This is a genomic window from Candidatus Curculioniphilus buchneri endosymbiont of Curculio glandium (assembly GCF_964275155.1).
In the GTDB taxonomy this organism is placed as follows: Bacteria; Pseudomonadota; Gammaproteobacteria; order Enterobacterales; family Enterobacteriaceae; genus Curculioniphilus; species Curculioniphilus buchneri.
Genome location: NZ_OZ193413.1, coordinates 99,564 through 123,609 on the forward strand (window position 1 = coordinate 99,564; position 24,046 = coordinate 123,609).

14 protein-coding genes are annotated in these 24,046 nt (G+C 28.0%); 13 read left to right on the plus strand and 1 reads right to left on the minus strand.

Annotated features, from left to right (window positions below; translation table 11 throughout):
- Positions 1-123: 123 nt before the first annotated feature.
- The 11 genes from rpsU to ftnA all read left to right on the plus strand — a co-directional run bounded on the left by rpsU (position 124) and on the right by ftnA (position 18,474).
- Positions 124-339, plus strand: a complete 216-nt coding sequence (rpsU, locus tag ACICP0_RS00300) for a 30S ribosomal protein S21 (protein ID WP_395479981.1) — start codon at positions 124-126, stop codon at positions 337-339.
- Between the two features lie 117 nt (positions 340-456).
- Positions 457-2,217, plus strand: coding sequence for a DNA primase (dnaG, locus tag ACICP0_RS00305; RefSeq protein ID WP_395479982.1), 1,761 nt, complete (start codon positions 457-459; stop codon positions 2,215-2,217).
- A 146-nt stretch (positions 2,218-2,363) separates the two neighbouring features.
- Positions 2,364-4,178, plus strand: a complete 1,815-nt coding sequence (gene rpoD / locus ACICP0_RS00310; RefSeq protein ID WP_395479983.1) for an RNA polymerase sigma factor RpoD — start codon at positions 2,364-2,366, stop codon at positions 4,176-4,178.
- Between the two features lie 1,771 nt (positions 4,179-5,949).
- A complete protein-coding gene (glyQ, locus tag ACICP0_RS00315; RefSeq protein ID WP_395479984.1) occupies positions 5,950-6,876 on the plus strand; it encodes a glycine--tRNA ligase subunit alpha in 927 nt (308 codons plus the stop codon).
- Positions 6,873-8,939: a glycine--tRNA ligase subunit beta gene (gene glyS, locus ACICP0_RS00320; RefSeq protein ID WP_395479985.1), complete on the plus strand. Its 2,067-nt coding sequence runs from the start codon at positions 6,873-6,875 to the stop codon at positions 8,937-8,939. Before glyQ ends, glyS begins: the two co-directional genes overlap by 4 nt.
- Positions 8,940-12,665: 3,726 nt before the next feature.
- Positions 12,666-13,094 carry a rhodanese-like domain-containing protein gene (locus ACICP0_RS00325; protein ID WP_395479986.1) on the plus strand — a complete coding sequence of 143 codons (429 nt, stop codon included), beginning with the start codon at positions 12,666-12,668 and terminating at the stop codon, positions 13,092-13,094.
- A gap of 36 nt (positions 13,095-13,130) precedes the next feature.
- Positions 13,131-13,388, plus strand: coding sequence for a glutaredoxin 3 (gene grxC / locus ACICP0_RS00330; RefSeq protein ID WP_395479987.1), 258 nt, complete (start codon positions 13,131-13,133; stop codon positions 13,386-13,388).
- Between the two features lie 62 nt (positions 13,389-13,450).
- The gene (gene secB / locus ACICP0_RS00335) at positions 13,451-13,924 is read left to right on the plus strand and encodes a protein-export chaperone SecB (protein ID WP_395479988.1); all 474 of its coding nucleotides are present in this window, start codon (positions 13,451-13,453) and stop codon (positions 13,922-13,924) included.
- Between the two features lie 2 nt (positions 13,925-13,926).
- On the plus strand, positions 13,927-14,943 hold the full coding sequence (gene gpsA / locus ACICP0_RS00340; protein ID WP_395479989.1) for an NAD(P)H-dependent glycerol-3-phosphate dehydrogenase: 1,017 nt from the start codon (positions 13,927-13,929) through the stop codon (positions 14,941-14,943).
- A gap of 1,818 nt (positions 14,944-16,761) precedes the next feature.
- On the plus strand, positions 16,762-17,382 hold the full coding sequence (gene sodA / locus ACICP0_RS00345) for a superoxide dismutase [Mn] (RefSeq protein WP_395479990.1): 621 nt from the start codon (positions 16,762-16,764) through the stop codon (positions 17,380-17,382).
- A gap of 582 nt (positions 17,383-17,964) precedes the next feature.
- The gene (ftnA, locus tag ACICP0_RS00350; RefSeq protein ID WP_395479991.1) at positions 17,965-18,474 is read left to right on the plus strand and encodes a non-heme ferritin; all 510 of its coding nucleotides are present in this window, start codon (positions 17,965-17,967) and stop codon (positions 18,472-18,474) included.
- Positions 18,475-18,867: 393 nt separating this feature from the next.
- Here ftnA and ligA read toward each other — a convergent pair whose 3' ends face one another.
- The gene (gene ligA / locus ACICP0_RS00355; RefSeq protein ID WP_395479992.1) at positions 18,868-20,916 is read right to left on the minus strand and encodes an NAD-dependent DNA ligase LigA; all 2,049 of its coding nucleotides are present in this window, start codon (positions 20,914-20,916) and stop codon (positions 18,868-18,870) included.
- Between the two features lie 2,088 nt (positions 20,917-23,004).
- On the opposite strand from ligA, the gene ACICP0_RS00360 reads away from it, so the two are divergent.
- The gene (locus ACICP0_RS00360) at positions 23,005-23,091 is read left to right on the plus strand and encodes a hypothetical protein (protein ID WP_395480222.1); all 87 of its coding nucleotides are present in this window, start codon (positions 23,005-23,007) and stop codon (positions 23,089-23,091) included.
- Positions 23,092-23,322: 231 nt separating this feature from the next.
- On the plus strand, positions 23,323-23,622 hold the full coding sequence (locus ACICP0_RS00365) for a PEP-utilizing enzyme (RefSeq protein WP_395479993.1): 300 nt from the start codon (positions 23,323-23,325) through the stop codon (positions 23,620-23,622).
- The last annotated feature ends 424 nt before the right edge of the window (positions 23,623-24,046 follow it).

The window sequence follows — 24,046 nt, forward strand, 5'->3', positions numbered from 1 at the left end:
AGCAACTTAGTTGTACTTTTCTTTACAAGAAGCTTGTACTTACATACAATTTAATACTAGTATCACAATACTAGTCTAAGTAACTAGAATCAATTATCTACTAATTTTATCGAGGTACGATCAATGCCGATAATAAAGGTGCGCGACAATGAGCCATTTGACGTAGCTTTACGTCGATTTAAGCGTTCGTGTGAGAAAGCAGGTATTCTGTCTGAAGTACGTCGTCGTGAATTTTATGAGAAACCAACGACTGAACGTAAGCGCGCTAGAGCTTCTGCTATTAAACGTCACGTAAAAAAATTAGCTCGAGAAAATGTACGACATATCCGTATATATTAGTCTTCTCTTAGCTAATTTAGATTGATTAATCTGAAGATTCGTTAATTTTCAGAATATTGTCATTTCCTCCAATAGGAGGATGTATTTATGATTATTTAATGATCATTTGATCATGTTATGACTGGGTATATTCCGCACGTTTTTATTAATGAACTATTAGCACGCACCGACATCGTTGCATTAATTGATGCACGGGTAAAGCTAACGAAACAGGGCAAAAATTTTTATGCTTCTTGTCCGTTTCATCATGAAAAAAATCCGTCATTTACCGTTAACGGAGACAAACAATTCTACCATTGTTTTGGTTGTTGTGCTCATGGTAACGCTATCGATTTCTTAATGAATTATGATCGTATGGAATTTGTTGAATCAATTGAAGAGCTTGCTATTTTACATGGTCTAATAGTTCCCTATGAAACTACAATAGATCATTGTTTAAATAAACAGTCATTTCATCCTCGTCAGAATCTATATGAATTAATGGATTGTCTTAGTCATTTCTATCAGAAGAAATTACAGGAATTAAAAGAAAGTAAAGCTCGTGAATATCTAAAAAAACGTATGTTAAGCAAAGAAATTATTGAATATTTTAATATAGGCTTTGCGCCACTAGGTTGGGATAATACTATTAAATATTTTGGTTATTTAGCAGAAAAACGAAGACTGCTTCAGGACGCAGGTATGCTAGTAATAAGTAAAAACGGTCAATTCTATGATCGATTTCGTGAACGTATTATGTTTCCTATACGAAATAAACATGGTCGAGTTGTTGCCTTTGGTGGACGATCTCTTGGAAAAGAACAACCAAAATATTTGAATTCACCAGAAACTGAAATTTTTCATAAGAGTCGTTTGTTATACGGTTTGTATGAAGCTCAAAAGAGTTCGAAAATATCACGATTACTTGTAGTAGAAGGATATATGGATGTTGTTTCATTGGCACAGTTCGGAATTAACTATGCAGTAGCTTCATTAGGTACTGCAACAAGTATAGACCATATTCAGACGTTATACCGGGCCACTGATCATATAATTTTCTGCTATGACGGAGATCGAGCTGGACGTAATGCCGCTTGGCGAGCATTAAAAAATGCCTTGCCTTATTTGTTTGATGGTCGACAACTACGTTTTATGTTTCTTCCCAAAGATGAAGATCCAGACAAGTTAGTACATAAAATAGGTAAAGAAGCTTTTGAAATATGTATTGAACAAGCACAATCTATATCAAAATTTCTATTTGAAACACTGATTGCACAAGTGGATTTAAGAACGGATGATGGCCGAGCAAAATTAGGTGCTTTAGCACTGCCATTGATTAGACAAGTACCTGGAAAAATATTACGTTTATATTTGCGGCAACAGTTAGGTAACAAACTGGGCATTCTTGATGAAAACCGATTGGACTTATTGTTGTCTAAGAATAAAACTAAAAACAATTTTTTGTTAAAACCTACGATAAAACGCACAATTATGCGTATTTTAATAAGTTTATTAGTACAAAATCCTTATCTCTCTACCTTAATACCAAGGGTAGATAAGTTAGAGCAGTCAAATTTATCAGGTATTACGTTATTTATTGACTTAATACAAATATGCAAGACCCATCCTGGGTTAACTAGTGGCCAGTTGTTAGAATATTATCGGAAGAATAAATGCTATTATCAACTTGAAAGTCTTGCAATTTGGAACCATATGATCGTTGATGAGGAAATTGAAAAGACATTTTTGGATACCTTGTCTAGTCTTTATGACTCTATACTTGAAGATCGTCAAGTAACATTGATCGCTCGTGATCGAATGTATGGTTTAACCACTCAAGAACGTCAGGAACTGTGGTCACTTAATCAAGAAAGAGCAAAAAAAATAGTTAATAGATGATTTGATTACTACTAATAAATAACTGGTAAGGAAAAGTAAATATGCTGTATTAAATTATATGAGTTATAGCTTTAAATCGACCCTCTAAACTCTAACGAGCGGTTTTTATTTCATTAAATAAAATATTTTAGTGTGGATACCATCTTATGGATCACAACCCGCATTCACAGCTTAAACTTCTTGTTATACGTGGTAAAGAACAAGGTTATTTGACTGTTTCCCAAGTTAATGATCATTTACCAGAAGATATTACTGATTCTGATCAAATTGAAGATATTATCCAAATGATAAATGATATGGGAATTCAAGTAATTGACGAAGCACCGAATTCTGATGACCTTTTTTTAACTGACACTACTTCTGATACCGACGAAGATGTATCAGAAGCTGCAGCACAAGTCTTATCCAGCGTCGAATCTGAAATTGGACGGACTACTGATCCAGTTCGAATGTACATGCGTGAAATGGGTACTGTGGAATTATTAACTCGTGAAGGTGAAATCGACATAGCAAAACGTATAGAAGATGGTATTAATCAAGTCCAATGTTCAGTTGCTGAATACCCTAGGGCAATTACTTATTTACTAGAACAATACGATCGTGTAGAGACTGGAGAAGTACGTCTATCAGATATTATCATTGACTTTATCGATCCCAATTCCATAGAAAATATAACATCTATTTCAAATATTGGATCGGATTTACCTGTCGAAGAAGATATAACCGATGATTATGATGAAGATAATAATAGTATTGATCCGGAACTTGCACGTCTAAAATTCATAGAACTACGAGAACAATATGAAATTACCCGTAATGTTATAAAAATCAATGGTTGTAAACATGATAAATCAACCGAAGAGATTCTCAATCTTTCTGATATCTTTAAATTATTTCGTCTCGTTCCTAAACAATTTAACCATTTAGTTAATAATATGCGTTCCATGATGGAACGAATACGAATTCAAGAGCGTTTAATCATGAAGTTATGCATTGATATAAGTAAAATGCCAAAGAAATATTTCATTGCATTATTTTCAGGTAATGAGACCAATGATAATTGGTTAAAAACTGCGTTGGCTACAAATAAACCTTGGACAAAAAAACTATATGAAGTCAATGAAGATATACACCATAGCTTGCAGAAATTACGCCAAATTGAAAATGAAACAAATTTGAGTATTCAACAAGTCAAGGATATTAACCGACGTATGTCGATTGGTGAAGCTAAGGCGCGTCGTGCTAAAAAAGAGATGGTTGAAGCTAATCTTCGTTTGGTAATTTCTATTGCTAAAAAATATACTAATCGTGGTTTACAATTTTTGGATTTAATTCAAGAAGGTAATATTGGTTTGATGAAAGCTGTAGATAAATTTGAATATCGTCGTGGTTATAAATTTTCTACTTATGCTACTTGGTGGATTCGACAAGCTATTACTCGTTCCATTGCAGATCAAGCGAGAACTATTCGTATTCCAGTACACATGATCGAAACAATAAACAAACTCAATCGCATTTCCCGCCAGATGCTTCAGGAGATAGGACGTGAACCAACACCGGAAGAATTAGCTGAACGAATGTTGATGCCAGAAGATAAAATCCGAAAAGTGCTCAAAATTGCTAAAGAGCCTATTTCTATGGAAACGCCTATTGGCGATGATGAAGATGCTCATTTGGGAGATTTTATTGAAGATACTGCTCTTGAACTTCCATTAGACTCGGCAACGTCAGAAAGTCTACGTTCAGCTACTCACGATGTTTTAGCTGGTCTCACTGCTCGTGAAGCAAAAGTTTTACGTATGAGATTTGGTATTGATATGAATACTGATCATACATTAGAAGAAGTAGGTAAACAATTTGACGTTACTCGTGAACGTATTCGTCAAATTGAAGCAAAGGCACTGCGCAAACTACGTCATCCAAGCCGTTCTGAAGTATTACGCAGCTTTTTAGATGATTAAAATACCATTATGATTTATTTTTTTAATATTCAAGTTTCGTTTTTAGAATATTCATACCATTATATGAATAATCACTTCTAATATATTCGTTAATTATCAATAGACTAATGCCTATAAATGCACGCTTTTTTATGATTTTTGTTGATGTTTTTCAGATATATATAATATATAATCTATATGTTACATAATCAAATTATCGATCATTTAATCAAAATTGTTGGCTAATTATGATGGGCATTATCATCAACTATTTGTTTTTCTTGTTTCTGAAAAATAACCATCATTTCCTTTTAAGAACATATCATATTTTTGGAAAAAACGTTATTTATCATCTTCAATGAAATGAATTGAAAGACACAGACGATTTTTCCAAAGCTTATTATTTTAGATGTTTTTATAAGAAATTATAATGTTAAATTTAAAAGAATGAAACAAAAACTTTTTAAATAAATCATTGATTAGCGTGAAAAAAAATTAAGGTACCAATTGCCGAACAATATTTATAATATAATTTGCTTAAGTAGGTAATAATTTAATTAATCATTAAGTCAAGAATATTATTAATCTGATAATCATTAAATTTACGATGAATATCATTTTTGTACTTATTAAGAAAGATTAAAAGTTATTATGATAAATTATTTAAAAATAATACTTAAACTGTTTCTTTGATGCCTAAAAGTATTGCATTAATTAATCTTTTAGTATTATTTTGATTTAAATAAATATATATTATACAATGATCATTGTATAGATTTATAATCAAAATTATTGGTATTTTTTTGATTATGTTAATAAAAAATAAATCCGTAATTACATTTACGTTGTGGTAAATTTTAAATAACATTAATGATACATACTATGAACATAAGTAAAAAGTGTACTTACTTAAAGTAACATACTAATCGTCATAGCTAAATAAAAATTTAGGTCGTATTAAAATAAATTGAAATTTATTTCAGTTAAACACATTATAAATGGTATTATTTTTTTACTAATTAATATGGATTAATCATATGATTCTTAAATCAAGAGTTGCTAATTTAATTTAGTGAACGTTATTAATTACGATGTTTCTGAAAATAATAGAAATTATTTTCTTAATATTTATTGGGTTAAACATTAGTCAATATACATAATAATATTCAGTAGATGATATAAAATATCTAGATATATGTTATTTTTTAATTTCTATTAATAGTCCATATTCATATCTTCTCATTATAGTAATGAGATCCTATTGTTAAATATTAATCATTACTTTATCGTCAATAGCGATAATTTTTACATTGCTTTTCTATTCGATCAAATTTAAACTGTAAAGAATATGTTTTAGAATTTAGCTATAAATAATTTTATTTTGTCTTCATAAAGACAATATCAACACAATGATATATTTTAACTGATTTAAAATATTACTTTATTGTAGTAATATTTACATAAGATAGAGAGCAATGTGTATGCTTTGGATAAAAACGTTGACATATTATCTTGTATACGTAATAGAAGCACATACTAATTATGATATATAATGGAATATTATTTATAACTCGATTATATTTCTCATATTTAAGGAAGGGGAGTAGATTATAATAAAATATTAATTAGAATAGAATACATTAAATTGTACAAGTCATCTCCTATTTTTACTATTTATTTTCAATCTGCATTTGATGTTCGAAATTGTTATCCATACTACATCATAGTACTGAACACAAAAGGATATGGTTATTATTAAAATATATTTCTTTGAAATACATGTGAATTGAACATGCAACAAAATTTTCCAAAAACGTTTCAGAATTTAATTCTGACGTTGTATGATTATTGGACATGTCAAGGTTGTACCATAATCCAACCGCTAGATATGGAAGTAGGGGCAGGTACTTCACATCCTATGACTTTCTTACGTGCATTAGGTCCAGAACCAATTTCTGCTGTTTATGTACAGGCAGCACGTCGGCCTATTGATGGTCGATATGGTACAAATTCTAATCGGTTACAACATTATTATCAATTTCAAGTGATTATTAAACCATCACCAAATAATTTTCAAAAATTATATCTCGATTCACTCATAGCAATACATTTAGATCCTACTATTCACGATATTCGATTTGTAGAAGATAATTGGGAAAATCCTACATTAGGCGCTTGGGGTATAGGTTGGGAAGTGTGGATTAACGGTATGGAAATAACGCAGTTTACTTATTTTCAGCAAGTAGGTGGATTAGAATGTCGACCTGTTACAGGAGAAATTACCTATGGGCTTGAACGGTTAGCAATGTATTTTCAAGGTGTTGATAATGTTTATGATTTGGTATGGGATGAGAATCATTTAGTTAAAATGACTTACGGAGATTTATTTCATCAATATGAAGTAGAACAATCTATTTATAATTTCGAACTTGCTGATACAAGTTTTTTATTCACCTATTTTGAGCAATATGAAAAAGAAGCACAAAATTTACTAGCATTAGATAAACCATTACTTTTTCCTGCGTATGAATGCATTCTGAAAGCAACACATAGCTTTAATCTATTAGATGCTCGAAAGGCTATTTCAAGTACGGAACGCCAATGTTATATTTTACGAATTCGCGCTATTACAAAAATTTTAGCAGAATTTTATTATTCTTCTAGAAAAGCATTGGGTTTTCCTATGTGTAAAAAAAATTACAATCAGGCAAAAACATGACGCATATTTTTTTGGCAGAAATCGGTACAGAAGAATTACCGCCAAAAATGCTGCGTACTTTAGCAGAAAATTTTTCTACTCATATTATTGATGAACTTAATTCAAACAATATTAGCCATGGTGAAGTACATTGGTTTGCATCACCGCAACGTCTTGCAATTAAAGTTACTGCTTTAAGTAATGCTCAGACTGATATGCATTTTGAAAAACGTGGTCCTTCCATTACAAAGGCGTTTGACTCAAATGGAAAACCTACTAAAGCAACAAAAAGTTGGGCAAATGCTTACGGCATCAATATCGATCAAGCTGAACGCCTCATTACTGACAGTGGAGAATGGTTGGTATATCGCGCCAGAATGAAAGGACAATTAGTACAAACACTGCTTTTTAACATAGTTAACAAAGCATTAAGTAAATTGAAAATTAAAAAGATGATGCGTTGGGGAGATAAAAATATCAAATTTATTCGTCCAGTACATACTGTAACTCTACTGTTAGACGATAAGGTTATTACTGGTAAAATACTTGGTATTGACAGCGATAGAGTTGTACGGAGTCATCGGTTCATGGGTTGTGGAGAGATTATCCTTGATCATGCTAATAAGTACCAAGAAGCTCTTTTTATGCAAGGTAAAGTAATAGTAAATTATCATCAGCGTAAAGAAATCATTCGTCGTCATGTAAAATTAGCAGCATTAAACATAGGCGGTGTAACTGATTTAAATGATAACTTATTAGAAGAAGTAACCTCATTAGTAGAGTGGCCTGTAGTGCTTACCGCACGTTTCGAAGAAAAGTTTTTAACGATACCAATGGAAGTTTTGGTTTGCACTATGATAGAAAATCAAAAGTATTTTCCAGTATATGATACTAAAGGTACGTTGCTACCGTATTTTATTTTTGTAGCGAACATTGTATCGAAAGATCCACAACAAATTATTTCTGGCAATGAAAAAGTTATACGTTCACGTTTAGAAGATATTGAATTTTTTTTTAATACTGATCGAAAACAACGACTAGAAGATCGATTATCTTATCTAGATAATGTTCTTTTTAAAAAACAGCTTGGTTCTATGAAGGATAAAAGTCATCGTATTGCAAATTTGGCTGCCTGGATTGCTGAACAAATTGGTGCAAATATCCAACAGGCATCACGTGCGGGTTTACTTTCTAAATGTGATTTAATAACCAAAATGGTATTGGAATTTTCTGAAACTCAGGGAATAATGGGTATGTATTATGCCCGTTATGATGGTGAACAAGAAGCCGTTGCAATAGCGCAAAAAGAACAATACCAACCACGGTTTATAGGTGATAAAATCCCTACAACACAAGTTTCTTGTGCAGTAGCTATTGCTGATAAGATAGATACACTAGTAGGTATTTTTGGTATTAATCGACATCCAAAAGGAGATAAGGATCCCTTTGCTCTACGTCGTGCAGCTCTTGGCATTTTGCGAATTATAATAGAAAAACAGTTAACTCTAGATTTAAAAACACTGACAGAACAAGCAGTAAATGTGTATGGTAAAAAATTGACTAATACCACAGTCATCAATGATGTCATCGATTTTATACTCAATCGCCTTCGTGCGTGGTATCAAGAACAAGGTCATAACATTGATACTATTCAAGCAGTGTTAGCTAAATGTTCGAATTGTCCTACTGATGTTGATGCACGTATACGTGCAATAAGTTTTTTTCGTACTTTAGAAGTATCTACTTCATTAGTAGCAGCGAATAAACGCATATTAAATATTCTGATTCAGTCTAATGAAAATTTCAATAAGGATCTACAGGCTTCACTATTGAAAGATCCGGCTGAAATAATGTTAGCTATTCATTTAAATGTATTGCGCGAAAAACTTTGCTCATTATGTGAAGCCGGGCTTTATCATGATGTTCTTTTAGAATTATCGACTCTTTGTGAGCCGATAGATTCTTTTTTTAAAAATGTCATGGTAATGGTGGACAATGATGATATACGTATTAATCGTTTAACACTATTAGATCAACTGCATAAACTATTTTTACAAGTAGCAGATATATCATTACTCAAATAAAACTATGCCTACATTATTATTACTAATATAATGTAAAAATTATATCTCTTATCTTTTTCATTCTGCTAACATAATGATTATACTTATTTAAAATTATAAAAATTTTAAATGTAATATTTGTGTATTTATGATATAACATTTTTTATCTTTTTAAAATGCATGAATTTAAACGTGACCAATTATGAGCTTATAATGATAAATTAAATCTTGTTTAAAAGACATTAGTGACGAATAGACATAATTTATATAAAATAAACTATATATTAGTCTAGTTACATATAGAATTCTCTCAAATTCATATTTGAGTATATATACTTTTTTAAATAATTAAATATTATTATTTTTCAATATAAATAAATAGTTGTATTAATATGGTTGTGACTCGCTCACTGAGCGATGGTGTCATAAAGTCATTATATAGATGAAGTATGCTCATTATATTAAATGTAATATCAGAAATTAATTTCATCTATTTAAATTAATATTTAAGAAAGTAAAAATTTAGTTGTAATTAAAATAAGAAAACTATCAGTATATTTTTACTTCAATGAAGCTTAATAAGCATTATATATTTTTTTAATTGAAATTATATTATAGTAAAAGTAATAATTTTTATGTAATAAACTTAAATAAAAAAATTTTTCACGTAAAAATTACATATTTTGAAATTAATGTATTAATTGTTAACTAAGATAAATTTTTAGTTAAAAGCGTTTTTAATATTATCAATTAATATTTAATAAAGATTATTAAAATTAAAAATTTATTCATTTTTTTTCGTCTTTAATTAATTTCATTAATAATTTCTATTTTAAAATTTAACCTATTTCTTTATGTACGTGTTCAGACCATATTATTACATAATATGGTAAATGCATACGATATATAATATGCATAAATTTATGTATTACATTATAATAATAAGCCATTTAATGTATTTATATTATATTATTGTAATAATAATACTCGTTTTTTAAAATTACATTACAATTATTCATTGTGTTTTTTGAAAAAAATAATGTTTTTGATTGATAGTGAATTATTTTAATATTACATACATTTAAAATATGATGTTTTCAGTAAAATATTAATTTTTCTAATCTTTATTAAAAATATTTTTACATGAAGAAATTATTAGGTCTAGATACATCATACAATGCTCTATATTGTATAATTATGAATATAATATTATAACTTTGTTCTAGAATATTTATAGAAAATTATGTGACTGATTTTTTATTAAAGATTTAATTTTCTTAAAAGTTAAATATCTGTATAATTACATAAGGATAATGTTCTTACTACAATTAATAAATATATTGTAATCTCATTGTTTCATGGAATACACATATCCAGAATTAGCATATTGATAACAATAACTTACTAAGGCTCTCAATAAAACATTTAAACTATATAATATGATGATCATATGTTAGTTTATATGGTTTTAAATTATCAATTAAATTCAGCTAAGAATAATATTTTTTACTAAATACGAATTTTCATGATTAATTAGTAGAATGTTTGTTATTATATCGAAATGCAATACACAATTTTATTGTGTATTTAAAATATTATATTATTCTAAATAGTAGATTATATTTTTATATTGGTATATTTTATTTATATAAAAATCATTAATTTTAATATTATTAACATACATTTAATATAGTGTAATACATAGTATTTTAGATTAAGAAGAAAATTAAAATCTCTGTTAAAAATGTAATCTTGTATGAATAAAATTCAATTTATTCATTGTATTTTAAAAAAAATATATATAAATTTTCAATATTATTGAACTATTTATAATTAAATATTATTAATAATAAATGAAATACTTTTTAAGTATATGACTTGCTGTAAATATTTATGTAATTTTAGTAGATTATTTTACTTTAATACAATAGAGTAGTTTTATTTGACTTTATTTTTACAACAAAGGATTGTAAATATCTAACACATTAATCATATTACATGCATTATAATACTGTTAAACATAGAAAAAGAAATCACTTTTTTATTGATACATTACTAATAATGAAAACTGAATCAGTGTTTTAGAAGTTAAAATATAATGTATCTATTTTATTGACTTATCATATGTAACATAATTGTTTTTATTCATCTTACTGAACTACAAGAAAAGAGTACAAGACATTCCTATATCTATAAATATATGACAAATATCATAAATTAGTATATCTCTTACAATCAATATTACTTATTGACTAAAAACATAAATAGTCAGGACAACATATATAAATAAGCTCCAACTAATTGATATAATTTTTAAAGAAATGAGTTATCTACGATGCAAGCAACATTAGCCATAGAATCTATAGTAAAAAATTATTGTCTTTGAGACAAAGCAAAGCAGCCACAACAACAAAAGATTAGTTGATGTGAATGCAGTGGTTCATCGTAATGGATGTAATCTGAAGATGCTAATAAAATAAATATAGAAGCTACTAATATAGCCTATCTTTATTTCTAGCTAAACATTTAAACATGCAGTTAAGTATAAGATATCTACATAAGTATAAGATATCTACAAACGTAGTGGAATGCTAATCAAATCAAATATATGAAATTATAGTGATAAGAATAAGAACAATACAAATCTAAAAAACTTTAATTTAATTTTTAAAATCAACTATGATTATTTATTAATTAGGAATATATATTTATATCCTTATGAGATAAATTCTAATGAACATTAGACATCGTGTCATAGTAAAATTACTAAATAAACAGATATTATATGAATTTTTTTAAAGAATTTTATAATACTGAAATCAGTATCATTTAACCTCAATATACCATACAATATGGATCTGTTTATATAGAACAGTAGTTTATTGTTAATAAATCATTGTTAATTATTATGTTAGCTAACTTGACTGATATATTAAGATATAAATAAAAATACAAAAACCGCAAGATCTTATTTATCTCTATTAGTACTAAAAAATTAGTTTTTCAATAATGATATGAGAATATTTAACATTTTATGTTAAAATGAAAAACATTCTATTATTTTTTTAATATTCTTAATTTTGGATTCTTAAAATTTATTATAAAAAATAGAAGTTGATTGTTTTCTGTTTCTTAAAAACGAATCAAGCAAGAATAATCTCCGCATCAAGTGATTTTTTATTCAGTTAGTTGCAGATTGCAATGTTCATATTAATATCAAAAATTCTATAATTTTACACTGATGTTCTATCATTGTAACGATCTAATAAAGTTATATTAATTTAGTTATTTTGGATTTAATTACTATAGATTATAATAATTCACTAATAAAAATATCTCTAGTCTAAATTGGTTTTTTATTTTATATTATATATATGCTATAATGCGATGTTTTGTCTAAACATTTATTATTTCATATGAAAGAAAATTATGGTACCATACCATCACAATATTTATTATATTATTCATAGTATCCGATTATGATATACGATCTTTATATACAAATATATATGTGTAAAATATAAATTACATTTTAATGACATAAAACTCAAGTCCGTGTCATATTAAATATATGCTATTCTAATTATTATTTTATAAATAAACATGTTAATTTATTATAAATAATATGTGTTGCGGTCAGCTTGTAAGGTATTGTTTTAATACATTATCTATATGCGTTAAACAATAAAAAGTATGCTGCAATGCTATATATATAAGAAGTAATTACTAACGGGAGTGTTTTAGAAAATGCATGAAATTGCAAAATTTATTGAAATGCATCCCATTCTAAGTCTTTTGTGGATAATTTTCTTAGGAGCAATAGTTTTTACTACTTTACAAGGCTGGTTTTCTAAAATTCATGAACTTGCTCGATATGAGGCTATTAAATTAATTAATAGAAATGATGCTATTGTTATTGATTTACGAAAACACGAAGATTATCGAAAAGGACACATTGTTAATAGTGTAAATTTAGCAGTAGACCACGTTAAGCCCGGCAATATTAAGAGCTTAGAAAAAGCAAAAAATCAGCCGATTATAGTTGTTTGTTCGAACGGTATAAACGCTCGTTACTTTGCAAGTAATTTATCTAAGTCTGGATTTAAACAAGTATATGTTTTAAAAGAAGGAATATCCGGTTGGAATGAAGACAATCTGCCCTTAATCCAAAATTAATGAAATTATATTTCATTTTAATATGAAAGGAAAAAAATGGCCAACGTTAAAATTTATACCAAGTCAACTTGTTCTTATTGCCAACGTGCTAAAGATTTACTGAGTCGTAGGCAAATATCATATCAAGAAATTACTATTGATCACAATGTAGAGTTACGGAACAAATTAATTCAGAGCAGTGGCGGTTGTACCACTGTACCTCAGATTTTTATCGATGGTAAACATGTAGGTGGCTATGATGATCTATATGCTCTTGATGCAAACGGCGGTTTATCTGCTATAATTAACAAATAAAAAAATTGATAAAATTGTTAAATATGCATTTATACTGAGTATTTTGATTATAAAGGTTTTTAATGTCAGACAAAAAGAATACTGAAATAGTTTTTCAGATTCAACGTATTTATTCCAAAGATATTTCATTTGAAATACCAAATGCACCTAGAATTTTCCAAAAAGAATGGCAGCCGGCAATTCAACTAGAGCTTAAAACCACTTCTTTTCAATTACTGGAAGATATTTATGAAGTTGTGTTACAGGCTACTGTAACAGCTACTTTAAAGGAAGATATTGCATTTTTATGCGAAGTACAACAAGCAGGTATTTTTACTATTTTTAGTATTTCAAATGACAAAATAGCGCATTATCTCAGTGTCTACTGTCCAAATATTTTATTTCCCTATGCCCGAGAATGTATTACTAGTCAAATTTCTCGTGGAACTTTTCCCCAACTTAATTTATCTCCAGTAAATTTTGACGTTTTATTCATGCAATATTTACAACAACAGGAACATGAGCAAGATGCCAACCAACCGATTCGAGTTAACTAATCATGTCTGTTAAAGTATCAATTATTATCATTGGTGCCGGTTCTTACGGTACGGCTATAGCCATTACTTTAGCACGTAATGGTCATAAAGTTTTATTATGGGGACACAATCCAAGCCATATTCAGAAATTGAAGATAACGCGTTGTAATCAAGCGTTTTTACCTGATATTCCGTTTCCTCCGACACTGCATGTAGAAACTTCCTTATCATTAGCACTAGCTTCTTCTAGCCAAAATATATTGATTGTTGTTCCTAGTCATGTATTTGGCACTGTTCTCATGCGAATCAGATCTTATCTAAGATCTGATTCGCGTATTGTCTGGGCAACTAAAGGACTCGAAAAAAAAACCGGTCGGTTACTACAGGATGTAGCTCGCGATATATTAGGCGATAAAATACCGTTAGCTGTTATATCAGGTCCGACTTTTGCTCGCGAATTAGCAGTTGGATTGCCTACTGCAATTACTTTATCCGCAACTGATGCTACATTTAGCGCTGATTTACAGAAATTGCTTCATTGTGAAAAAAATTTTCGAGTTTATAGTAATACGGACTTTATTGGTGTTCAATTAGGTGGTGCATTAAAAAATGTTATTGCTATAGGAGCTGGCATTTCCGACGGAATTGGTTTTGGCGCAAATGCACGTACTGCGCTAATTACTCGAGGACTGGCAGAAATATCACGCCTTGGTGAAGCAATAGGCGCAAAGCCTATCACTTTTATGGGAATGGCAGGATTAGGCGATTTAGTGTTAACTTGCACCGACGATCAATCTCGAAATCGGCGTTTTGGTATATTACTAGGGCAAGGAATGAGTGTGAAAGATGCAAAAAAAATGATCAAACAAGTTGTAGAAGGTTATCAAAATACTAAAGAGGTATTACTACTGGCTAACCGTTATAGGATTGAAATGCCCATCACCGAACAAATTTATCAAATACTTTATAAAAATAAAAATGCACATGAAGCAGCATTAACACTTCTTAGGCGTGCACAAAAAGATGAATGGGCAAGTTAAACATACACTTATTTGATCAGTACATGACATTATGTGTCTTTATATGACAAAGATTTTATAGTCTGAATGTAATGTACCAAGAATTCATTATACTTTGTTGAGCTTGGATCTAGTATCCAAGACTATTTAATCATTCTTTAGACATTGTCCTATTTTAAATTAAAATTTAAATAGTTTATTAAATTTATAAATACATTCACCATATATTTAAATATTTTTATTGCTAAATTTTTAATTTATAAGCTTAAAATATTTTATATATATACATGATGTTATGATAATTTTAAAAATTATAATCATATATTTTAGTATATAAAGAACATCTCTTTTATATATGCATGTTGCACTACCATACTAACAGTGAAAATAATATTTTCTGTTATTCTCCATAATGCCTTATACGAGGTGTTGTTCTTGAAAAAAATCAATAAGGTGTAAATTAAATATATCTGTTATGGGTAAAATTAATTTTGAATTTAATTCAGTATTATTTGATATATATAAAATAAATTAGTATAATTTATTTGTGTTAAAATATTAGTATCAATTTTACATAGATTTAAAAAGCAATAGCACTGCATTAAATTGATTTAATAATATAAAAGATAAATTATATATACATATAATGAAATTATTATGGTTTATATTCATAAATAACAGAGTCATTGAATGATCATCTTTATAATAAATAAATAATTTTTCAGTTTAATGAACTATTGTGTGATATTGGATTAAATGAATAGTGATTTTTAAATATTTATAATTAACTTATTTTTCTATATAATGAGTTGTTAAATAACAATATAATATTATTAGAATTGTAGATTGTTAAAAAAACTCTTTGCAGAATAGTAAAAATTTATATATTATAATAAAAGGCATTTACTGAGTAGTCGTTTAGTACTGTCATAAGGCTGACATTAGCTTATGAGTTACCTTAATCGATAAATCATTAAAATCTATCACTCTATTTATTGATTTTAATCATAAATACTAGTTTTAAAATAAGTTAGAACGTCTGTAACAGATATGAAAAATTGATAATCTATTGCAATAGATAGGCTAGATATAGGTATTAGACTATTAGACAATGATTATAATAAATTGCGTATACCTATATATACATAAGTGTATGTGCGATCATTTAATCATATTTACATGATCCATATAACGCATATGCATTTTTATATGATATGTTGATAACTAAATAATTTGATATTAATGGCATTTATTTTAGGAAATATCTTCTTATTTTAATTCATAATTTATTCACTATAAATTTACCAAAGAAAACTAATTTTACATTAAGTTAACATATCTTAATGATCGTTGTGAATAATCATAGATTCATATTTAGTTAATGACATTTTTTAAAAAGTTGATGTTTTAGCAGAATCAGTAATTATATTCTATAATTACTTTACCAAAGGATGACTTTTTATAAAAAAATTAATACATTATTATTAACTTACATAAAATAACTGATCAACTAGACTTATATTACTTCAATAATTTTAAAAATTCTAAAAAAATTGGTGAATTCGATTAAAATTATCTAAAAATGAAATTTATCGATGCTTAGATGATAACTCTTAAATTTAATTTAATATTTTAAATTTTAACGTTAATTAAAATCTTTATAAGCATCAAATTTAAAAAAATTAACAAGTGTATATAGTTTGTCTATATAATTAAATAAATGTTTAATTTTTTGAGCAACTGATTGAATATCATGTTCAAAATTTAATCAAATATAATAAAGAATGTAAATTTTACTATTAATGAAAAGTATTCATTCACTAAACTGGAGGCATTGTTATGAGCTTTACACTACCTCACCTATCATATGCTTATGAGGATTTAGAACCGTATATTGATAAAAAAACAATGGAAATTCATCATACTAAACATCATCAAACTTATATTAACAATGCCAATAATGCCTTAGAATGTCTACCAACATTTTCTAATCTTCCGGTAGAAGAACTCATACAAAAGTTAGATCAAGTTCCAGAAGATAAAAAAATTATACTGCGTAACAACGCAGGGGGTCATGCTAACCATAGTTTATTTTGGAAGGGCTTGAAACAAGGTAGTATTTTGCAAGGTACATTTAAGTTGGCTCTTGAGCAAGATTTTGGTAGTGTTTACACATTTCAAAAATCATTTGAACATGCAGCTATGACTCGATTTGGTTCCGGTTGGACTTGGTTGGTAAAACAAAATGGAAAACTAACTATCGTATCAACTGCTAATCAGGATAATCCTTTAATGGGGACAATGATTTCCGGTACTTATGGTTATCCAATTTTAGGCCTGGATGTATGGGAACATGCCTATTATCTTAAATACCAAAATCGTCGCCAGGAATATATTCAATCTTTTTGGAAAATAGTAAATTGGGACGAAGCAGCGTTACGATTTAGTCATAAAATTTAGTTTTTTAATGTAAATTGTCTGATTATATGAACTCATTCCACATCCAATAAATTTATTGTTTTGGATGTGGAAATTTTTTTATAACATTAATACCTTCCATAAATTATATTTATAGATTAATATAATTGTACTATGATATACTGTTACTTTAATAGCGCTTTTCACAAAAAGACTATATGGTCCTCTATTAAAAAATATCTTTTTTGAAATTTAATTGTTCGTATTTTACATTCCATTTTCATTTCGACAATGAGGTTATTGAAATATCAATTTCTAGCTAGTTTATTACGTTCATTTCGTATAGAAAATATTAATTTTAATCACTACTTATAATTTAAGACTTGATGGGTAAATTAATCAATGTTTAATAACATTGTTATTCCATAAGAAAAATAGTGGAATGTAGCATCAACTTGCTACAAAAATTTTATTTGAAACAAAATAAATTTTAATTAAATTAAACGAATACATTCAAAAAAGCTAAAGTTCTAAGTTCTTAGCTTGCATAAGATTTCTTTTTTTTGAAAAGAATTCGGATACAATATATCTAGTGCTTTTTTTATACTGAAAGGATATTTAGTGATGATAACAAAAGAAATGGTTAATAAATTAAATCAACAATTAAATCTTGAATTTTTTTCTGCTAATCTCTATTTACAAATGAGTGCTTGGTGCAATCACAAAGGATTAAAAGGAGCTAATCTGTTTTTTAAAAAACAGTCTATGGCTGAAATGAATCATATGTATCGCATGTTTGATTATTTAAACGATATGAGCATGATGCCAGTAGTGGGTTCTATTGAAGCTCCATCGGTATGTTTTTTATCGTTAACTGAATTAATAACACATGCTTACGAACATGAACAAACAATTACTTACAAAATCAACAATTTGGTTCATTCTGCAATAACGTTACAAGATTATTCAACGTTTCATTTCCTGCAGTGGTACATAGCTGAACAACGTGAGGAAGAGCAAATATTTAAATCTATCATTGATAAACTTACCATAGTCAATGTAGATACTAACGGTCTTTTCTTAATTGATCAGGATTTGAAAAACATGAGTAATGTTAATATAATTGATCACTAATATAGTGGATGAGTACTGCCATGTCTAAGTAGTATTTAATAAAATTGTTTATATACACATATATAAATCTAGTAGGTAGAAGTCATCAATACTGACATTGACTTTAATTCGTATGCTCATATTAGTTTTGACTAATTTAATTGATTGGCTTGAACATTAAACTTTTATATTCAATCATATCAAATGGTAGATTATCAATAATAATAGAATTTTATCTACATTTTTTGATAGCAAGGAACGCTATAGTATCAATATCACTGATATATATGCGTTGATTGTACATCAAAAAAATTAGCTAAATGTTAATTGTTATAATATTTAGTATATTTAAAAATTTTAGATGAACTTAATTAAGCAATATTTGGTCTATTCTATTTTAATGGTAAGCTCCTATTATTTTTTTATTTTATTAAATGACTGATCTAAAAAATATAGAAAATCTTCCCCTTTCATGATTGGAATATTGAGTTGTTTTGCCTTAAAAAGTTTAGTGCCTGCGTACTTTCCTGCAATTACTAAATTAACTTTGGTGGAAAGATGATTATTAATCCGAGCACCAAGAGCGATAAGTTTATTTTTTGCCTCATTGTGTGAGAGTGTATGTATCGTTCCAGTTAGTACAACAATTTTTCCAAAAAATAAATTTTTTTCAATTATTGTCGTAGACGAAGCCTCCATCATAGGCCAAGATATTCCAATCGAAGGATTAAGTAATTTTTTGATAACTTTAATATTTTCATTTTTATCAAAGAAATTTCTCACATAGAGAGCCACAGTATCACCAATATCCTTAATCTTTACTAAAGATTGTATATCAGCAACCATCAGAGCTTCCATTGTACCATAGGAAATGGCCAAATTATTGGCTTTAGCTATACCAACACCACGAATTCCAAGCGCATAAATAAAGCGTGAAAATGTGGTTTTTTTAGATTGTGATAACGCTATCAGAAGATTATTCGCCGATTTTTTACCCATGTGTTCTAAAGCAACAATCTGTGTCTTATTAAGATTAAATAAATCAGCTGGATTTTGCACCAACTCAAGTTCTAATAATTGATCAATAATTTTATCTCCCATGCCATCAATGTTCATTGCTTGACGTGAAACAAAATGCTTCAATGCGTTCCTACGCTGTGCAGAACAAAATAATCCAGCAGAACAACGCAGTACTGATTGTCCCTGTATACGTTTAATATTGGAGTGGCAGATTGGACATTGTTTTGGAAAGGATATTAGTTGCGCGGTTTTTGGTCGTTTAGCTAAAACAATCCCAGTAATTTTCGGTATCACATCACCAGCGCGACGTACGATCACTATGTCACCAATCATTAATTGAAGTCGATCAATCTCAGCGAAATTATGCAAAGAAGCACTACTAAGCATAGCACCTGAAATCAGAACTGGTTCAAATCGCGCTATTGGAGTAATGATACCAGTTCGTCCTACCTGTAAGTCTATTGCTTGTAACTGAGTCAGTTTTTCTTGAGCAGGAAATTTATATGCAATAGCCCAACGAGGCGAACGAGTTATGGACCCTAAAATTTGTTGTATATCTATCGAATCTATTTTTATTACAATTCCATCAATATCATATAAGAGATATAGGCGTTCTTTATGGATTTTACGATAGAAATCGAGGACTGCATGAGTACCGGTACAGAGACAACTCCAGTCATTAACTGGTATACCCCAGTGTTTTAATTGTTTTAACATGTTCCAATGACTTGTAGGTAATTTTCCTCCCTCTCGGATTCCAATTCCATAGCAATAAAAGATTAATGGGCGTTTAGCTGTTATTGTTGGATTTAATTGACGTAAAGAACCGGATGCAGCATTTCTTGGATTGGAAAAAATTTTTTTTCCTTCTTGCTTAGCCGTTTCATTAAGTCGTAAAAATCCAGCTATAGGCATACATACTTCACCACGAATTTCTAAAAGTTGTGGAAAATCTTCATAATTTTTTATATTGATTGGGATACTTTGGATAGTACGTACATTGGCAGTAATATCCTCACCAGTTATACCATCGCCTCGGGTAGAGGCTCGTATTAGTATGCCATTTTTATATAGTAAATTCACTGCGATGCCGTCTAATTTAAGTTCACAACAGTAAGTTATATCATTTTCGCAATGCAGTCTTGACTTTAATCGTCTATCAAATGCAAGAAAATCCTGCTCTTTAAATACGTTATCTAACGATAACATTGGTACTTTATGCGGAACTGGGACAAAATTGGTTTGTATTTTTGTTCCTATAAGTTGAGTTGGAGAGTCAGAGGTAAGAAGATCTGGCCGCTTTTTTTCTAACTTATGTAATATTGCCATAACGCGATCATATTCGTTATCGGAAACTTCATTTGTATCTTTAATATGATATAAATACGCCCAATATCGTAATATTTCTCGTAATTTTAAAATTTGTTGCTCAATTTGTTTCATGGTCCACACCACAAATAAAATTTTTTAAAAACATTATATAACGAGCGCTTAACATTGTTGATGTAATTAACCAATAGAATTAAATAATAGTAGTACTTGCATTTATCCTTTAATCCATGTATAACTTTTTATAAGATATTTTCTACAATTAGAAAAAATTATGTATCATTATTTCTCATTAAATAATATATTCTTGTAGTTGAAATTTTAATTGTTAGTACATATTTTTAGTAAACTTAAATATTATTTAAAATTTAGATTAGGAATTTGGTGCGACATGTCATATAGACAATATATTACAGACAATAGCATTATTTACATTGTCAAAATTTAATAATGTCTCATTGTATTATGCTCACTATATTAAATAATTATTCATTGATTTAATGTCATTAGTGCTATCTTCTTAAAAGAAAATCAAGCGTTGACTTAAATTTAACACTAATTTACAAGAGTACTATTCACTAATTTTTACCATTAAATTAGTATATTATTATGATATGTTGTTATAAGTATTATCATATAATATATAAAATTATATTGTTTTAATATTAATTGCTAATTAGTCTTAAAATAACTAAAGATTTATATAAAACTATATGATGATTCAAAGTAACAGCAGAGAATGATCTGGATCATAACTAAAAAAACCTTAAGTTTTTTAAGATCAACTAATTTTAACCGTTATCAATCCATATATCATTATAATATTTACCAATGTCAATATACTTAGACTGTCAATTAAACGGATAATTTAATCAATGTGTTTAAAGAATCAAAAGAGAATATGGTTAGTAAGAATTATTTGAGCATGAATTCCACTAAAAATTAGACAATATAGCTGCATTTAGATATGTGAAATATACAACAAGTAAAATATAGATGATACATACTATCATGATGCTAAGGGACTCTAAATCTAACTTATGTTGCCATATGTAACTATTTCATACACTTGTTATTTTATTTAATTTTAGTATAGATGATTAATTTTAATTGTGGCTTTTTCTTAAATCATTTCATTAAGTAGATGAAATAACTTTCATAGGAAAGTAAATAAAATAATGAAACTTGCCAAGTTGAAATTTTACTCAGATTAGAAGAATATTTGTTCTAGTTTCACTGAAAATGAAATCATGGAGCACCTCTTGAATTACTAAGATACTAGTGATATTTCATTTAATTCGTCAATATTAAAGTAAATGTCAGTTTGTTAATATAAATTTTTTATGACAATTCTTTTTTTACATTAAAATTATCGCATACAATATCAAACTAATAAATATAAGTTATATATTAATCATGATATTCAATTTTTTAAGTTATATTTCTTTAACAAATATTGTATAAAAATAAACATATTTAGTATGTTTATGATAGACAAAAAAATAAGAGACATAACGTTAGTTGAAAACACTTTAAGATATTAATACTAATTGTATTACATACAATGCGTGGAGTCAAATCCTGTTTTATTATATAAAACCAACGTAAAGCCATTATCACTGAATATGACCTATCAAAAGATAGCTAATACTGTATATAATTTTTATATTCCATTTAACCTAAAAATATGAAAGTATTTTTATTTTATTCCTAAATAATAATAAGACGTTAGTAAAATTTTTTCTATTGCTAATCTGTTTATGTCCTTATTTTTACATATTATTACTCACATTAATTTATAAAATCATTCCTATTAAAATGGAATATTTTCTATGAAATAAACTATATAGATGAAAGCATCATTATCTAATGTATTAAAAAGTATTTAAACAATAATGTTATTGTTCAATAAAAGAGTTTTTTTTAAGGCTTTAACAAAATTTTCTATAATAACTAATGATCAAAATATAAAAATTACACAATGTAATTATGATTACATGCAATGTAATTTCATTCAACAAAAGATCTTTTTCTATCATAGATACAACTTATACAAAATGAGCTGCCTTAGAAAAATAATCTCTTATTTAGGATAAGACCAAAATTTATATATTGTACTATCAATTTACTTAGGTTGAAAAATAACCGTGTACTAAAAAAGTTACACCGACTGCTCTTAATGATTTTCATTCTCGTCCTTCTGTGCGATTTGTCAAAGAAGTTAAAAGCTTTATTTCTGATATTACCATTATCTCTAATAGACAATGTGTTACCGAAAAAATTTTTTAAATTTCAAATACTTAGTATTTTAAAGCACAGCATTTTTACTCTTTTTTCTGAAGAAAAAGATGAACAAGAAGCGATAGAACATTTGGTAAAATTAATAAAAATGCTTAAGTAGAATAGCATTGTCTTTTTTATTTAACACATTGACACAAGTAGCAAAATAGGATTGGATTATGATCCTCAAGTATTATATTTTCACCAAGAGTTATTTTTAGTAAGAAGATATACGCGACGTTGGTCAACGTCTACCATGTAATATTCCTCACATGTCCATGGAAGATCTTCAAAACGACCAATGAAAAAGTTATATTAGTAACAGAAGATCTTACATCATCAGATAGCTTAACTGAATTTAGATACGGTGTTAGGTTTTTTACTGATAGAGGTAGACAAACTTCCCATACTTCAATAATGGCACGTTCTCTAGAATTGTCAGCGATCGTTAAAGATCTAAAAAATTTAAAAATCCAATATATAGAAAAAAATGAATTAATCAGTAAAATTTTTAACTCCTATGACATAGGACGGGCATAAATTGTCAATGTGTGTTGATATAAAATGCAAGATTTGTCCTGAATTAAATTCAATAGTACTGAAGGAATAGAGCTATATCGTACTAAATTTTTATTTATGAACCGCACTATATTCCTCCATTGAGGAAGAATGATTCAAGCTTATAAAGTAGGTGCTCAATCTATGATAACTGGTGTAATTACTATCCTACAACAGATATTGGTACTGATAAAACTTTACATATATAAATCTTATTAAAGTCAAAAATCCATTTCTCGATTGTCGAACTATATGTATTGGCTTATATCGACAAGATATATTCCATGCACAATAATTGAACACCATTTTACGTGCCTCGGCATTTAGAAAATTACGTATTATGCATCCTATAATCATTTCTCTGAAATAAGCACATACTTTGAATGTAGAGTTAGATTTATTACAA

Excerpts from the sequence above, each read along its gene's own strand:
- rpsU (WP_395479981.1), top strand. The coding sequence starts at position 124 with ATGCCGATAATAAAGGTGCGCGACAATGAGCCATTTGACGTAGCTTTA.
- dnaG (WP_395479982.1), top strand. The coding sequence starts at position 457 with ATGACTGGGTATATTCCGCACGTTTTTATTAATGAACTATTAGCACGC.
- rpoD (WP_395479983.1), top strand. The coding sequence starts at position 2,364 with ATGGATCACAACCCGCATTCACAGCTTAAACTTCTTGTTATACGTGGT.
- glyQ (WP_395479984.1), top strand. The coding sequence starts at position 5,950 with ATGCAACAAAATTTTCCAAAAACGTTTCAGAATTTAATTCTGACGTTG.
- glyS (WP_395479985.1), top strand. The coding sequence starts at position 6,873 with ATGACGCATATTTTTTTGGCAGAAATCGGTACAGAAGAATTACCGCCA.
- ACICP0_RS00325 (WP_395479986.1), top strand. The coding sequence starts at position 12,666 with ATGCATGAAATTGCAAAATTTATTGAAATGCATCCCATTCTAAGTCTT.
- grxC (WP_395479987.1), top strand. The coding sequence starts at position 13,131 with ATGGCCAACGTTAAAATTTATACCAAGTCAACTTGTTCTTATTGCCAA.
- secB (WP_395479988.1), top strand. The coding sequence starts at position 13,451 with ATGTCAGACAAAAAGAATACTGAAATAGTTTTTCAGATTCAACGTATT.
- gpsA (WP_395479989.1), top strand. The coding sequence starts at position 13,927 with ATGTCTGTTAAAGTATCAATTATTATCATTGGTGCCGGTTCTTACGGT.
- sodA (WP_395479990.1), top strand. The coding sequence starts at position 16,762 with ATGAGCTTTACACTACCTCACCTATCATATGCTTATGAGGATTTAGAA.
- ftnA (WP_395479991.1), top strand. The coding sequence starts at position 17,965 with ATGATAACAAAAGAAATGGTTAATAAATTAAATCAACAATTAAATCTT.
- ligA (WP_395479992.1), bottom strand. The coding sequence starts at position 20,916 with ATGAAACAAATTGAGCAACAAATTTTAAAATTACGAGAAATATTACGA.